The sequence below is a fragment of the Desulfosporosinus sp. SYSU MS00001 genome, from assembly GCF_049943955.1.
Taxonomy (GTDB): domain Bacteria; phylum Bacillota; class Desulfitobacteriia; order Desulfitobacteriales; family Desulfitobacteriaceae; genus Desulfosporosinus.
This window is the reverse complement of sequence record NZ_JBNFTW010000001.1, coordinates 39,304-54,982: the sequence shown is the minus strand read 5'-3', so window position 1 is coordinate 54,982 and position 15,679 is coordinate 39,304. Positions and strand designations below refer to the sequence as shown.

Annotated in this window: 13 protein-coding genes and 4 tRNA genes; all 17 read right to left on the bottom strand. The window is 43.0% G+C overall.

The window, feature by feature from the left end:
* Nucleotides 1-39: 39 nt before the first annotated feature.
* The 17 genes from ACPUYX_RS00255 to ACPUYX_RS00175 all read right to left on the bottom strand — a co-directional run bounded on the left by ACPUYX_RS00255 (nt 40) and on the right by ACPUYX_RS00175 (nt 15,658).
* Nucleotides 40-122: transfer RNA gene (locus tag ACPUYX_RS00255), tRNA-Leu, on the bottom strand.
* A gap of 182 nt (nt 123-304) precedes the next feature.
* Nucleotides 305-601, bottom strand: a complete 297-nt coding sequence (locus ACPUYX_RS00250) for a hypothetical protein (protein ID WP_426377751.1) — start codon at nt 599-601, stop codon at nt 305-307.
* A gap of 351 nt (nt 602-952) precedes the next feature.
* Complete coding sequence (locus ACPUYX_RS00245; RefSeq protein WP_426377750.1) at nt 953-2,098, bottom strand: DUF5667 domain-containing protein; 1,146 nt, start codon at nt 2,096-2,098, stop codon at nt 953-955.
* Between the two features lie 171 nt (nt 2,099-2,269).
* Nucleotides 2,270-2,914 carry a TVP38/TMEM64 family protein gene (locus tag ACPUYX_RS00240; protein WP_088228955.1) on the bottom strand — a complete coding sequence of 215 codons (645 nt, stop codon included), beginning with the start codon at nt 2,912-2,914 and terminating at the stop codon, nt 2,270-2,272.
* 160 nt (nt 2,915-3,074) lie between these two features.
* Nucleotides 3,075-5,237 carry a YhgE/Pip family protein gene (locus ACPUYX_RS00235; protein WP_426377749.1) on the bottom strand — a complete coding sequence of 721 codons (2,163 nt, stop codon included), beginning with the start codon at nt 5,235-5,237 and terminating at the stop codon, nt 3,075-3,077.
* 31 nt (nt 5,238-5,268) lie between these two features.
* Nucleotides 5,269-7,428, bottom strand: coding sequence for a YhgE/Pip family protein (locus ACPUYX_RS00230; protein ID WP_426377748.1), 2,160 nt, complete (start codon nt 7,426-7,428; stop codon nt 5,269-5,271).
* Nucleotides 7,429-7,958: 530 nt separating this feature from the next.
* A tRNA-His gene (locus tag ACPUYX_RS00225) sits at nt 7,959-8,034 on the bottom strand.
* 20 nt (nt 8,035-8,054) lie between these two features.
* A tRNA-Arg gene (locus ACPUYX_RS00220) sits at nt 8,055-8,131 on the bottom strand.
* A 61-nt stretch (nt 8,132-8,192) separates the two neighbouring features.
* Nucleotides 8,193-8,270 (bottom strand) — tRNA-Pro (locus ACPUYX_RS00215).
* A 120-nt stretch (nt 8,271-8,390) separates the two neighbouring features.
* Nucleotides 8,391-8,984: an XTP/dITP diphosphatase gene (locus ACPUYX_RS00210; protein WP_426377747.1), complete on the bottom strand. Its 594-nt coding sequence runs from the start codon at nt 8,982-8,984 to the stop codon at nt 8,391-8,393.
* Nucleotides 8,981-9,706 carry a ribonuclease PH gene (gene rph / locus ACPUYX_RS00205; RefSeq protein ID WP_426377746.1) on the bottom strand — a complete coding sequence of 242 codons (726 nt, stop codon included), beginning with the start codon at nt 9,704-9,706 and terminating at the stop codon, nt 8,981-8,983. Before rph ends, ACPUYX_RS00210 begins: the two co-directional genes overlap by 4 nt.
* Nucleotides 9,707-9,825: 119 nt before the next feature.
* Nucleotides 9,826-10,761 (bottom strand): alanine-tRNA synthetase second additional domain-containing protein, encoded by a 936-nt coding sequence (locus ACPUYX_RS00200; RefSeq protein ID WP_426377745.1) that lies wholly within the window; start codon nt 10,759-10,761, stop codon nt 9,826-9,828.
* Between the two features lie 64 nt (nt 10,762-10,825).
* Nucleotides 10,826-11,569 carry a heparan-alpha-glucosaminide N-acetyltransferase gene (locus tag ACPUYX_RS00195; RefSeq protein ID WP_426377744.1) on the bottom strand — a complete coding sequence of 248 codons (744 nt, stop codon included), beginning with the start codon at nt 11,567-11,569 and terminating at the stop codon, nt 10,826-10,828.
* A gap of 2 nt (nt 11,570-11,571) precedes the next feature.
* Nucleotides 11,572-12,225: an O-methyltransferase gene (locus tag ACPUYX_RS00190; RefSeq protein WP_426377743.1), complete on the bottom strand. Its 654-nt coding sequence runs from the start codon at nt 12,223-12,225 to the stop codon at nt 11,572-11,574.
* A gap of 211 nt (nt 12,226-12,436) precedes the next feature.
* The gene (locus ACPUYX_RS00185; RefSeq protein ID WP_426377742.1) at nt 12,437-13,672 is read right to left on the bottom strand and encodes an HD domain-containing phosphohydrolase; all 1,236 of its coding nucleotides are present in this window, start codon (nt 13,670-13,672) and stop codon (nt 12,437-12,439) included.
* 67 nt (nt 13,673-13,739) lie between these two features.
* Nucleotides 13,740-14,984, bottom strand: coding sequence for a methyl-accepting chemotaxis protein (locus ACPUYX_RS00180; protein ID WP_426377741.1), 1,245 nt, complete (start codon nt 14,982-14,984; stop codon nt 13,740-13,742).
* A 461-nt stretch (nt 14,985-15,445) separates the two neighbouring features.
* Nucleotides 15,446-15,658, bottom strand: a complete 213-nt coding sequence (locus ACPUYX_RS00175; RefSeq protein ID WP_426377740.1) for a hypothetical protein — start codon at nt 15,656-15,658, stop codon at nt 15,446-15,448.
* Nucleotides 15,659-15,679: the final 21 nt, after the last annotated feature.

The following is a 15,679-nucleotide window of genomic DNA, read 5'->3' as shown; positions in this document are numbered from 1 at the left end:
CGCAAATCCTTAAACCATAATCCTTGAGCCCAAATAAAATGGTGCGGGAGACAGGACTTGAACCTGCACGGTTGCCCGCTGGAACCTAAATCCAGTGCGTCTGCCAGTTCCGCCACTCCCGCATGTTGAAATCACGTAGCAGAAAATATAATATCATATTTCCTACAAAAAAACAAGTAATAGAATTTTAATTTGAGACCAATTCATTTCCCATTTTCCTAAATTTAGCGGTTTGCAATAAGCCGTAAAATTAAACAATTAATTTATCATAGTTTACCTAACCTGAGTTTACCCTATCACACCATTATCCCATGCTCCGTAATAACCAAAAATATTCGGATAGTAAAATGATCAGATCAATTCCTATCAAAAACAGCAAATTCTTCAGCCAATTCTCCGGATAGTTCCAAAAATACAAAATGAGATTGATTACGACAAGGACGACTGAGCTAATACCCCAACGCCAATACAAGCTTGAGTCTTTGGAAAAAAGATGAATAAACCAAATGATGGGCAAAAAAAGAAAGACACCCAAAAAGGTAATCATATTGTATCCAATTTGGCGACGCAGATCATCAGGGGTAGGTTTAGCTTTGCCCAAAATCTTCTCTCCTTATCTGCTCTGATTATTACTTGAATATCAGTATACCATGATTGTAGCAAATCCGAGAACATCGAAGAAACAAAGCTTAAAGATAACATGAATTCGATTCGAATAAAAATTCGAATTCGAATATGAACATAAGCATGAACATATTTTAAACGTACAATATACATAAAAAGACATTAACATTAAAACGCGAACATAATCCCGATTGTAATCATAAGCATCAGAAAAAACTTCCATAAACTTCTTCTGAATATAGAAACTCCCGCTCACTGCAGAAGTGAACGGGAGTACTTTTTCAACTATTGTTGCCATGCCTTCTCAGAGGATTCAGTTACCCCATCTCTAATCTCTTTGATGGTCTTCTCTGCCGTGGCTTTTACTTTTTGGCCCATTTCCATGCTCGGGATTTGTTGATCCTTTTACAGAAGGATGAACAGAATTGGCACTAGCCTTAAGACCGGGCATCGTGGTTCCTTGAGTCATCGGAGGTTGCTGAGCAGACGTAACTTGCTGAGTCCCGGAATTATCCTCATCCTGGTCCTGATCATCCAGGTTAAGCTTTACATTTTGCTTCAGGGACTTCTTAAAATTTTCTAAAGCGACTTTAGCTTCCTTTTCTAATTGCTTATTATTCTTTGTTGTCGGTTGAGTATTTGTTGGACTTGAGTTTGCTGTCACTGAGCCGGAATCAGCCACAGATCCCGATGTTGATGCAGAAGTGCCGGAAGCGACCGCCGAACTTGAAGTCGTACTCGCGGTGGAATCCATTCCTTCAGCCTGCAGCTTGGTTACATCCTTTTCCATAGTTTTAACAATATTCAAGGCTAATCTTTGGGCGGCTTGTGGGGGAAGCTTATCCAATAAACTGCTCAACACCGCAATATTATTTGAATTCACATTTGCGAGGGCTATGGAGAGAGCTTTAGCTGTTTCGCTGTTTGGATCTTTTGCTTGGTTAATGAAATTTTGAGCCTGGCTGATCTTGTCTGAGTATTGAGATAGACTGGCTTCAGCAGCTTCAGAATTTCCTTGCTGCATAAGGTTCTTAGCTTCGGCTAACTTTGCTAAAGCATGGTGCTCATTAATAGAAGCCTTATTCACAGGATCAGACGTCAATATCAGCTGAATTTTACCTAATAAATCTGTGAACCAATTTTCGGCTGTGACGGTATTGCCATTACCATCAACAACAGTCGCCGGAGATACCGTAACAGGCACTGTGGGGTCTAAAGGAGGAGTAGTTGTAGCTGTAGTTGAAGTTGAAGCTGGAGCTGTAGTTGTAGTTGTAGTTGTAGCTGGAGCTGTAGTTGTAGTTGTAGTTGTAGCTGGAGCTGTAGTTGTAGTTGTAGCTGGAGCTGTAGTTGTTGTAGTTGCGGTTGTATCGGTTGCCGAAGAGACAGAGGAAACGGTATCAGCAAGTGTTAGAGCGGAACCAACAGGCAGGGTAAGTAAGGTAAAGGTTGCGGCGATAGCTATTTTTCTTTTCATGTGTTGCATCTTGTTCATTAATTATCATAGTCCCCTTTTTTAAGCTTTAGTACGTACTATTATTTCTTACGAATATAAAAGACGTTTTAAGGGGGCATGCATGAAAATTTTATTAAAAAGGCAATCCTCAGTGAGCTTTTATCAGGGAAACATCAGCTATACCAAAACCCTTTAGAATACCGTTTTTCTTTTGTTGAGAAAATAACTGGTTCCCCAGAATAGTGCCAGGGCAGCAAATCCCAAAACCAGCCACAGCCAGGTCGCCCGCGCAATACCCAAAAAAACAAGAGCTGTGCCTATATAATAAGGAATCATGGAAACTGCAGCGGTCCAGAGATATGTCCACAGCTGCATCGAGGGCATGGCACCTGCTATGTAATTAACGGCAAAAGCGGGGATAGGCAGCAGCCGGGCCACTAATAAACCCATTGACCCTTTGCCTTTGACCCAATTATCGACGGTATTGAACCGTTCCGGCGAAATGAGTTTTTTCATCAGGGTTTGCCCATAATAACGCACAAGAATGAAAATCACCAAGGAACTAAATGTAGAACCGACCCAGGCAAAGAATACCCCTTCATACACTCCAAAAACTTTCAGAAACATAATAACCAGCCCTTCTGAGGGTATGGGTGTCATGCAGATCGCTGTCATCAGTAAAATAGCAAAAGCAACTCCCCAAATGCCCCAGGCCTGAATAACGTCGGAAATCCGGTTCTGACGATCATAGTAGAAAAAGGCCACTAACAAGATAATAAAAGCCACAGTAATAAGAGCGGTCAGGCCATACTTTCCCAGCTTGTTTTGATCTCCCATCGTTAGCCTCTCAGTCCTCCTCTTTTATCCCCTCGTGAGAAATTACTTGAAAACACTGATCGTTCCTTTGTCTTAAAACAATGAAGCCTAATTCCCGTTTAGTAATGTTCCCAAATCTTGCTATGTTATGTCTGATAATCCTTTTGCCCTTTTTGAGAACCTATAACCCGGATTCCTTAAATTTTCGCTCCATCAGTTCCGTCAGGCTGTAAAAAAGCTTCTTTAAAATCCCCAGGCAGAGAAATACCAGGCTAAAGATCAGCAGAGCGGCTGCATAGTTCATCACTTTACCCCATAACGGACCTGCTATCGCTTCTCTAAATCCTCCGATTGCATAAGTGAAAGGCCATAGAGGCTGCAGGATTCCAAAAATTCTTGGGTTTGTTTGAATAGGATATATTCCCCCGGAGCCGGCAATCTGAAAAACCATAATGACCACGACAATTGCTTTCCCAACATTGCCGAAGATTGAAACCAAGGTAAAGATTATACTGGTAAAGCAAATCCCCGAAAGCAAAGCAAAGCCCAGCATCAGGGGGAAATTTACCGGACTGACTCCTAAGATGAATTTGTCACCTAAGGTTACGATAACTGCTTGCACAAGGGAAATGGTCATAAATAAGAGCATTTTGCCATAATGTCTTTGGATCAGCGTCAATGTTCTTTTGTCATTATCCCCATAAGCAGTATGTTCAACACTCAATAATGATGAGGACAACAGCCCCCCCACCCAAATAGCCAAGACAGTGTAAAAAGGAGTTAAGCCTACCCCGAAGGTCTTCATGTTGTAAATATCAACTTCTTTGACATCAATGGGCGAGGAGAGAAAGCCGGCAGCCTGAGCAGGGTTCATTTTCATTATATTGATCATAGTATTAAGGTTATTTTCGTTTAAATCCTTAAGCTTAGCCTGTAATTGATTTAATTCGTCCTGAAGATTCGCAAGTTGATTATTTAAATCATTAGCCTCCTGTACGGATATCTCACTGCCCGCTATGCCATAATTGGCTAAAGCATTTAACTGAGGCACAATCACCTTTGTGGATTCCAGGATCGTATTAATATTATCTAAGCCGCTTGTTAAATTATCCGAGAGATTGTTAAAAACCTTTAGTCCCGCAGAATAAAAATTATTGGTTATCGGAACAAGATTATTCGCGATCTCCTGGTTTAGAGCAGCAGCTTGATCAATGGCAGAATTTAGAGACGCTTGGGAAGCGCCGTTGTTAAGAAGTGTTTTAAGTGCATTTACTTTTGTTTTCTCATCACTGACTAATCTCTGCAAATCCTTAAGCATACTTATTAATTGACTTATGGAGTTGTTGGGATAATTTTTATTGATGGATTCTAAGCTGTTAATGTCGGCATCAATTAAATTAGCCGCCGAGTTAAGGGGACTTGACAACTCAGCGATAATAGTTGCCAGATTACCGGCATCTGAAGTCGCGGCCATTTGCTTCAGAGTCGACAACAGGAGCTGATTTTGCTGATTAATAGCTTCCAGCTGAATCAAATCGTTATTAATCTCTGAAGCCGTGTTGTTAATTGCTTGCTTTGTGGAGAGCACCAGAGATTTATTGGCTTCGGAGGCACTTTGTAAATTGTTAATTTGGGCCGTAATTTGAGGCAGATTTGTTTTAACAGTTTTTAAATAACCTTGTAACGCTTCGGAGTCAGTATTTGCCTTAGCGATGAATCCCCGAATCGCTTCCAGATCACTGCCGGCCTGAGTCAATGTATCTTTTATCTGCAGGATTTTGGCCTTGTTGGTCTGAATATTGTCTGCCACGGGATTTAAGGTTTCTAAGACTTCCTTCGTAACTGTCGCCAGAAAATTACTCTTAATGTTATCGGCTAATTCCTGTGTTGCCGCATTAGAAATTTTGGAGGCGATAGCATTAAGTTTTTCATTAACCCTATAGATAATATTGGGTTTGGGGGCAGTAACACTTGTCAGACTTACTAACTTTTGCGAAAAATCACTGGGAATCTCTATGAGGGCGTAGTAGTATCCCTCATTGAGCCCATAGTTTGCCTGCCAGGAATCAAGGATAATCCAGTGGATCGATTGATTCTTTTTCAGTTCCGTAATAATCTGATTTCCCACGTTAATTTCCCGGCCATTAAAGGATGCACCTTCATCATTGTTCGTTACCGCTATAGGAAGATTGCCCGTGTTGGCATAAGGGTTCCAACTGGCTCGGATATTTATCCAGGCGTACAACGAAGGCAAAATGCATAAGCCTATAATGATTAAAATTGCTGCTTTGCTCCTGATAATGCTCTTTAAATCTTGTCTAAAGACTCCGAATACCTTTTTCATGCCCGGCTCCTAACTATTACGAAATTCAAACTTACTCTCCGATTCCAGACAACTTAAAATTCGTTTCGAATTTACGAACGCGCTCGTCCAACACCTTTTTAAGGAAGAAGCCCAGCAGGATGAATATAACCGCAATGAGGATCAGGATAAAAAAATCCAAAGCAACGCTGCTAATTAACGGGCCGGCCATGGCCTCCCGGAAGAGGGCAATAGCATAGGTAAAGGGAAATGTCGGCTGGAGTATTCTCAGGATTAAAGGGTCTACCTGGATAGGATACGTTCCCCCGCTTCCCGCTAATTGAATAATCATATAAATAATGGCTAAAGCCTTGCCAAGATTACCTAATAGGGAGACTAAAGTATAGGTGATAATGACAAAGGTTAAGGATGAAACTAAAGCAGCTACAATCATCAGAGGTGTACTGACTGAATACACGCCTAACAACAGCTTATCTCCCAGGGAAACAATGAGTCCCTGCACAAGGGCTAACGTTATAAAGGTTAACATTTTGCCAAAGTATTTCTCACGGATCGACAAGGTCTCAATTCCTGCAAAATAGGCAGCTTCCGTCTTGAGCAAGGAGGTTAAGATAAGTGTTCCCACCCAAAGGGCTAAAACCGTATAAACTGGAGCCATAGCAGAGCCATAGTTTGGCACCCCATAAATAGACTCCTCCCGCAAATTAAAGGGTGAAGCAATGTAACTTCCCATTAATTCAGGATTACTCTGAAGTATGGTTATAATTTGCGCTAAGTCATTATTGCTGACCATCTGAAGTTTATCGCTCAAAGTGGCGATGATCCCTTGATACTCCAATAACCTGCTTCTTAAATCGCCGGATACCTTGGCGGCCAATTGACTGCCTTGAATTGCTGTTCCCATAAGATTATTGATTTGAGTTTGAAGTCCTTGAGCCGAAGTTATGAGATTTGAAGCATCGTTGGCAGCATTGATCAGGTTATCCCCAATAGCGTTTAAATCCTTTCGGGCGCTGGCATTATAGGAATTTGCAACCTTAATAATTTGTAAGTTGAGATTTGTTGTTGTATCGTTTACTTGCTGCCAAAGTGTTTGATTAATTGTATTGGCCTGATTGAATTGCTGCTGTAAAGAATTTAATTGATTGGTTTCGGCGGTCAATGAGTTTTTAATGCTTTGCAACGAAGCAATTAGATTAGCCAGGTTTCCACTGGGGCTAAAATCATTAAATTTCTGCAAGTAAGAACTTATAGTGCCTATTTGGCTATTAAGGGCCTCTAATTCCAGGTTTATCTGTCCTATGGCGGAATTTACCTGAGATGTTGACGTATTGGCTGCTGAGGAATTCACGCTTTGCAGCAAATCATGGATTCTGTTCACTGAAGCCTGAGCATTATTCAAACCTGTGTCGATCGTATCAAAAGATTGGTTTAAAGTAAGCTGAGTCGTTTTAAGCATTGCCGAATTGTTGTCGTTAATTTGAGCAAGACCGTTTAATTGATTATCTACTGCCGGCATGGCAGCCTTGATTTCTGTCAACAATGAGCTTAAATTACCCGACCGGCTGTTGATGTCCTGAAGTAGCGGTAAGATTACACCCATGTTCCGATTAACCTGGATTATTTCATCTTTCCATTGAATTATTTTGCTTTTATTCGCTTCTGCATCTGCACCTACTTTGTTAAACAAGGTGAAAATACTGGCGTTGACGGTAGATATAAAGTTGGTTGAAATCTTGTCCACCAGTGAACTTTTGGCTGCCTCGGTTATTTTGCCGGCAACGGGATTGGCCTTCGTATCCACCTTATAAATTATTTCTGGTTTCTTCGTAGTATCCGTTAGAAAACTAACAAAGCTTGCCGAAAAATTGCTGGGGATCTCGATCACTGCAAAATAGGTCCCGTCAACGACCCCCAAATCAGCTTCATTGTCAGTCACGAATTTCCAGCCCATCTGTTTGTTGGTCCTTAGTGTAGTTACAATGGTATTGCCTATATTAATCGCTTTTCCTTGATATGTAACACCTTGGTCCTGATTCACTACCGCCACTGGAATTGTGCCGGTGTTTTCATAGGGATCCCAACAGGCCAGTATATTAACCCAAGCATATAGGGAGGGTAAAATGCATAATCCAGCAATGATTATTAAGGCAATAGGATTTGCTTTTATTCGCTTTAGGTCATTGCCATATAGTTTTAAGATATTCTTCAAAGGATCGGCCCTCCTTTTTAGAATTAATTATTTGCTCATGTGAACAGTATTTCCCTAACTCATATCGCTTATCAAAAAACAGTCTACGTTTATAATCAGAGAATATTCCCAAGTTTCTCCGTAATTATATCTTGAGATAAATAACTTTTCCAGACCAAGGAGCAACTTGGCCGGTTCTCGAAGGCACTGAACTTATTAACCTCTGCCGAAGGCGGAGGTTAACGGTTATTGGAGATTTGCAATACTAATACTAGAGGAACGTACTTAACGCAAGTCGAACTCTTTGATGTGGCCTTCTCGCCACAAAAAAATAACAGCAAACCTTCCTATGTTTCCTAAAAAACAGAGAAGGTTTGCTGTTATAATAATTATCAGATATTAGATATCCATTAACTATTTTAGAATTAAGCTTCCGTGAAAAAAGCGTATCACCGTAGGCGACTGATCATTTTATCCGCACATTACAATTGCTCACTTTTCCGTACAATGAAAAAAGCCAAGAACAATTCTTGACTTAGATTTTCCTAATATGGGGTGGGTGATGGGTTTCGAACCCACGAATGCCGGAACCACAACCCGGTGCGTTAACCGCTTCGCCACACCCACCATAGTGCAATAAAATTAATTGGTGCGCCTGGAGAGACTCGAACCCCCGACAACCTGCTTAGAAGGCAGATGCTCTATCCAACTGAGCTACAGGCGCAGTTTTAGAGATTACGATTGTCAACCCAGGTTACTCCTAAACCTAAACAAGTTGGGAATAATGGTCGGGGCAGAGGGATTTGAACCCCCGGCCTCCTGCTCCCAAGGCAGGCGCGCTAGCCAAGCTGCGCTATGCCCCGATTGGTGACTTGATTAGTATAGCTCATCTCCAAGTATTCGTCAAGAATTTATGCTCAATATTTTAAAGTTTTTTCGCCGATTTTTCAATGAATCGAATTTTGCTGGTTCATAATGGGAATCTAGCCTTGGAGGGCCTGCAAGATGGGGATCGCTTTACGGAAGGCCCTCGCTCTGTGACTCAAATCATTCTTCTCAGCCAAGGTTACTTCTGCTAACGTTCTTCCCAATTCCGGAACTAAAAACAACGGGTCATAACCGAAACCGTCCGTTCCCCGCCGCTGCCTGAGGATTTTCCCTTCAACGGTTCCCTCCGTAAGATATTCTTTCCCCTCGGGAGCCGCAATAACCAGGGCACAGCGAAAACGAGCCGTTCTCTTATCCTCGGGGATCGTTGCCAATAGCTCCAAAAGCTTGTCATTGTTGCGTTCATCGTCTTTAGGCTCTCCGGCAAAGCGGGCAGAAAAAACTCCGGGAGCACCGTTTAGAGCGTCTACCTCTAAGCCCGAATCATCGGCCAACGCAATGAGGCCAGTTCTTTGAACGGCTGCTCTTGCTTTTAGGGCCGCGTTCTCAGCAAAGGTTTCTCCGTTTTCTTCAACCTCTTCCCAATCCGGAAGATCCCGTAAGGAAACTACTTCAATCTCTACATCAGCAAGCAAATCCTGCAGTTCACTTACTTTACCTTGATTTTGGGTAGCTAATAATATCTTCATGAATTCGTCTCGATTGCTGTCTTCTGAACTTCCATGAGGGAACGAATCCCTTTTTCCGCTAATTGCAGAAACACATCCAAATCCCCACGATCAAAGGGAACTTCTTCAGCAGTTCCCTGAATTTCCACGAATTTCCCTGCTCCTGTCATAACGACATTCATGTCTACTTCTGCTTTTGAGTCTTCCTCATAGTCTAAATCCAGGACTTGAGTTCCCAGAACCTTGCCGACAGAAACTGCCGCCAAAGTGTCCATAATGGGATTCATTTTAATAAGTTTCTTGTCAAGCAAATACTGTATGGCATCCAACAAGGCTACATAAGCTCCAGTGATGGACGCTGTCCTTGTACCGCCGTCAGCCTGCAGAACGTCACAATCCAGCCATATCGTCCGTTCACCTAATTTTTTCAAGTCAACAACGGATCGCAAAGCACGGCCGATTAAACGCTGGATTTCCATAGTGCGGCCAGTGAGCTTTCCTTTGGTCGCCTCGCGCTGGGTTCGAGTTTGGGTGGCCCTGGGAATCATAGCATATTCGGCAGTTACCCAGCCTTTTCCCGACCCTTTTTGGAAGGGAGGAACTTTTTCTTCTACACTCGCCGTACATAAAACCCGTGTCCCGCCAACTTCGATAAGGACTGACCCCTCCGGTGCCTTCGTAAATTGTCTTGTAATTTTAACAGGGCGCAGCCCATCTGCGGCCCGATTATATGAACGCTGCATTATTAACCTAACCTTTCTTAACCTATAGCTTGTTAGTTTAGTTTACCAGATGACTTCAAAAAATGCCAATATTACACAAATATTTTATCCAAATGTACTGTCTTCGATGTTGGAACAAGTTACTTACCGTCAACATTTTGATTTCTGCCTGCAAACAAATCAAGCGAACGAGTAATCATCGCCGCTTCGCCAACAATCCCCGCAATGGTGTAAAGCCGGGCAATAGGATCAAAGCGGAATTCTTTAAGGAGGTGAAAGCCTTTAATGTCACTGGTCCTGCGAATGTGGATGCGCGGACCGGTACAGGGATACTTCATTTCGCCCACTCGGATGTGCTCGTCATCGGCAAAACAAATGGCCAAATCCGCTTTAATTAAATCTAAGACACGCTCTTCAACTAAGTCTAAATCAATGTCAGGTTTATCCGGAAGTTCCAGAACAAAACCATGCTTAATATCACTATGCACTTCAGGCTTTTCCAAGCCCATTTCTTCTAAAATCATTGATGTTAAATCTTCGGCACTATGAGCCATGCGCCGAAATTTTATAGACTCAAAAACAATATCTGCAATACTTTGCGGCTCAGGTCCAAATACCGTCGGGCGTGTCACGATGACTTCTTCTCCGACACCGATCAGAACTTCAGCATTTGCTCCCAAGTGGGGATACACAAGATCAAAATGCTCAACAACAACCCTATGCCCTTTAGAAATGGCTTTCTGAATGGCCTCTGCAATTTGCCAGGGCTGGGTGAAGGCTGACTCAAACCGGACATCCAAATGGTAGGTATGACATCGGAAATGGTTACGCTCCGCATCTTCCATTAAGGGCAGCGGCCGGATATTAATACCGTCATCATCATTGGTCAATTCCAAACCGGGAAACATTCCCCGAATGAGCAGCGACTTACCGGCACCCGCATCTCCAACAAAGCCAATTAGCTTATCTTCTGGGCTTAAATAACGCTGCTGTATATTTGTTCCCAAAAACAACAACCGCTTTCTCCCTCGTGGGGCAAAATATACGGCTTGCATCAAATGTTCATGGACAAACATCGTTTCAATACTTACTCCCTTCTATGATCAGGTTTAAACCAAACTCCGGTACTTCATCATTATCTTATAAATGGTTGCTTATGTATAGGAGCAGCAAAAGAATCGGTTGATGAATTAAATAGATCCCTAAGGAATTCCGACTTAACCATTGTATCCATCCCGGAAGACGCCAATTAATTCTCGGCCGGCTCCAGACAAGTAAGTTTTGCGAAGATCTGCCGCTTCCGGCTCCTTGGGAATAAAAATGCCGGTAAATAAGTATGCCGATGATAGTTACCGCTAAATAAGGGAACAGGGGGTAATAGTCAATGGTGCTGAATCCCCCGTACATCAGACCCAAAGGGAGGAAGAAACTTGTTTGGACCACCAATGTTTTGAACCAAAACCCTAAGCAAGCAATCAAAGCGGCTATGACCCAAAGGAGACGCGAAGACAATCTCCTGAAAAGAGGAGACAAAATCATGGCTATCCCTAGAAAATGTAAAATTCCGAAGCGGACATACTCCTCTTTCATAACCAGATACGTCACTAACGTAACAACCATTCCGTAAAACAGAACGTTTAGCCCCCGGCGAACCGGGGAACTACTTAAACCGCTGGACAGCCCGGATAAGAGAATAAAGAGCAGCGCCGACGTCTTCCCGAGGATAAACCAGAGAGGCGCTTGATAATCGACAGCCGCTCCGGCAAACTCATGCAGATCATAAACCATGTGAAAAATCACCATGAATACGATAGCGACAGCTCTTAAAAAGTCGATTTCCTGAAATCGCTGGGATGACCTCCGGAGGGGCTTCCTTTCTCCCATAATTATCTCCCTTTTTCAGCTTTCCTGCTGACAGATACGCCGTCTCCAAAAGGCAGAACCGTAGTCACATAGTCAGGATTAGCGCAAAGTTCCTGCAGAAATTTTCTCAATCCCCCGACCATGCGCTCATATTTCGGTGCAAAATTACTTTCCGGTACTACCCAGCCCCGAAAAAGGACATTGTCAACAACCAGGATTCCTCCTGGGATGATCAAATCATCGATCAGCTTTAAGTAATCCAAATATTCTCCCTTAGCTGCATCAATAAAAACATAGTCATACCCTGAAGTCAAGCCGGGCAGAATCTTACGAGCATCGCCTTCCAGAGCTGTGATAGTTTCCTGAAGTCCCGCACGCTGAAAATAGCCTTTGGCTCTTGTCAAGCGGTCCTTATTCATGTCGATAGTCGTAACATGACCTCCGCTCTTCTCCACCCCGCGGGCCAGCCAGATCGTGGAATAACCAATGGCAGTGCCGATTTCCAAAACTGACTGGGCCTTATTCATGGCGGCCAACAAGCAGAGAAAATTCCCTACTGTCGGTGTCACCACAGGTATAGTTTCCTGGAGAGCTTGTTCTTCCATTTCCCGCAGCAAAGGGTCCCTTTCACCCAACAAGGTTTCAAGGTAACGTTCCATTTCAAAGGGGTAAAACACGGTGATCGCGCCTTTCTCTATTCAATAGTTCCACTTTACCACAAATCCGACCTTAAATAAAAAATAAGTATGCTCTTTCTATAAATTGCTTGAATGTCTGACAAACAACAACAGAAAGCAGCATACCCTCTACATACATGTACAGTCATCGTGAAGAAAAACATTATAAGCCAAACCAGACTCTTTCCCTTAAAAACAGGAGAGCTGGCCCCTATGTGTTTGCCTGCAGCACCCTTCTCGCTAAAACAATCAATTCCCCATCAACACTAGTGCCTGCACCTCGCTGAATAATATCGAGAGCTTCAGTTGTTGACATGGCGTGCCGATAGGGACGATCCTCAGTCAAAGCAGCAAACATATCTGCAATCGTCATGAGACGGGAGCCAACATCAATTTCTTTGTCCTTAAGTGCAAAGGGATAACCTTTGCCGTCAAGACGTTCGTGGTGATGAGCAGCCCATTCGACCATCCTCGTCGGGAAACCAGCCTCAGTCAGCAAACGATGGGTATAATAAGTGTGAGTTCGGATGACGTCTACTTCCGAGGCATCCAAGGGCCCTTGCTTGTCTAAGATCTTTTTGGGAATAGAGAGCTTGCCCAAATCGTGCAGCAAACCAGCTACATAGATTTCGTGACGTTGTTGTTCACTCCAACCCAAGCCTTCGGCTAAACGTTCCACAACCTCTGCAACTGATCGTGAGTGGCGAGCTGTAAAACTGCTTTTTTGGTCGATGAGATCTGCAAACGTCGCTGCCAACTCGTCAGTGAATCCCGTTGTTTCTAATTCTCTTGTCAGGGGAACGTGCCATTTTCCATACAAGAGCCCCAAAACAATTTGCAGCAAATCCGGCTGCTCGATATCCAGCCAAAAGGCTTCTTTGATGGCTAATTGTTCAAAGGCTGCTGCCGGTTCAGGAAAAAACAGAACTCCCTTTTCCCTGGATATCCAGTTTAAAAGTTCATCCCGTTCTTTACGAGTGTGCTGACGGCGAGACAGACGCAAATCCACCTGATCCGCTAAGGATAAAATCCTAGCCATCAGCGGAACTTCAGCAGCAGGAACACCTAAGGCGCTCCGATCTGAACCCGGCGTTTCATGGTGATACTTTATCGCAGGGGCCAGAATAGCCCCCGAAGGAAACCGCTCAACGATCGCTGAACCGACCAAACAGTGTTTACTAAGAAGCTTTGGGTTGCCATAATGGGTCCTAAAGGAACCCATGGCCCCAATATCATGGAGCAGCCCAGCTACCGTTAAATGCACTAATTCCTTTTTATGAAGTCCCAAACAGCGCCCCAAACGCATGGCAATATAAGCTACCCGTTCGCCGTGCTGCTGCCCGACCGCAAACTTAAGTCCTCGTTCAACCTCTTCATCAACTAACCCGAGGTCAAGAGCTCGAGAAAAACTCCACATTCTCCGAATGTAAAAAGCGTCCTCAGGCAAAGTCATTATCTCCACCAACTTTATCCAATCATAAGGCTCTCTTTTCTAATTGAGAGCACACTCCTCACTATCTCATGCCCATTTGCGCCAGCGACGTGGCTGAATTAGCGACATCTTCCGAGGCTGCTCCAATCTGCCCTGCCGTCGTGGCTAAGGCATCAATCTGCTGAGCAATTCCCTGAACTTGTTGAATACTGGAATTGATTGCTGACATAATATCACCGAAGCGATTGACGACTTCTCCTGCCTCTACAGCTGCGTTTTTCATAGCGTCTGTAGTTTCCTCAATGGACTGGTTGACGGCTATGGTATTTTCTTTACTCTGGGTGATAAGAGCACTAATTTCCCGAACCGATTGTTCTGAATTTGTGGCCAGTTTCTTAACCTCTTCAGCAACAACACCGAAGCCACGGCCGCTGTCCCCAGCCCTTGCCGCTTCAATAGCCGCGTTTAAGGCTAAAAGGTTAGTCTGAGAAGCAATTTCTCGAATGACATCGGTAACCGAAGCAATGCGAGCTGAACTTTGATCCAACTGGTTCATTTTTTCCTGCATATCAGAAGCCATGTCTGCCAAACGCAAAATGGTTTCGGAAATCATTTGAATTTTACTCGCACCTTCTTGAGCTAAAGAATCGACTTTCCTCGAAAATTCAGCCGCTTCTGAAGCATTATTGGAAATACGCGCAGTCGCTTCGTTCATTTCAGCCGCTGATGCAGCCGTTTCCTCCGAAGTTGCCGCTAAAGCCTGGCTCGCTTCATTGACTCTCCGCTGCAAACTGTCAATCTCAAAGAGTGCTTTTTCCAATTCAGCTTTCTTATCAATTTCAGTCATATAGGATTGAATATAGCTTGCCATAACAACCTGCTGGTCAAAACTCAAAATTCGTTGAAAAGCTAAAGCTGAGCGCAGCGCCAAATCGGTTTTTTTCTTAAAATGCTTATAGATCAAGGGAATAATTTCATCACATAAGATCTGATTGGCGCTTAGATAATAAAATGGCGGTAAATTGATACGATTATGTACTTCTCCGATCGTCACGCGCCATTGCATAAATTGTTCATTAATCGTCTCCGGGCAAATTGAGAGCAAATATTTCTTCATGGTAATTTTAAGCTTATCTACCGATGAAAATTGATCAATAATTGCTTTTAAACCCGGAATCGTCGTAACATGGGCATAAAAGTTGGTCACGATTTGATCGGCATTCCTCTCGATAATCGCCCGTACCTCTTTAAGAAGGCTCAACTGCTCGGAATCGATCTTCAACAACTGAGTCGATTCTGTCAGCTCAAATTGATGTAATTGTATCAATGTCATGCACCCTTTCTTAAGTTAATTATCCTTTTTCTTGCTAAGTTCATAAACTATCTGATCTGAATAATTTCTTTGTTAATCATTTAAAGCCATGACCAATGAACTCGTTCAGCTAAGGCTGAACATCAGGGCCACTCCCACCACAACACACATTATAAATGTCACAATTCAAATATATTTGGGTATATGTCTCCAAAAAAATAGTTCAGGATAATCTATTAGAATGTCATTTCATTCATATTAGATATTGATTTTTTACATTAGATTCTTAGAATTCTATTAATAGTCGACAAAATCCTGCTTTTACTATTAAAATCCAATGAGAATTTTCTCAAAACGAAAAGAGAGCCCGTTTTTGAGCTCTCTTTGCTTAAGCTGATTCTGTTGTCATGTACTTATTTTTAAGCCTTAGTAAGTAAAAACCTCTTGCTATGCTTTAATTAATCTTCAACTTTAAGTCATCCGGCTCGGCGAACAGCGCGATGAGATATGACATGAGTGATAGGTTCATGGTCAACGATCAGTGGTTCAACCGATCCGTCAGACATGACCTCATAAATTTTAACCTCTCCACCTCCCTTAGTCCACTCGTGACAACACTCGCGGCAATAATAACGTTCACGGCCAATTCTGCCTACTTCACGCGCTCCACAAAAAGGGCAATAATCCATAGTTAGCACTCCTATCAAGGA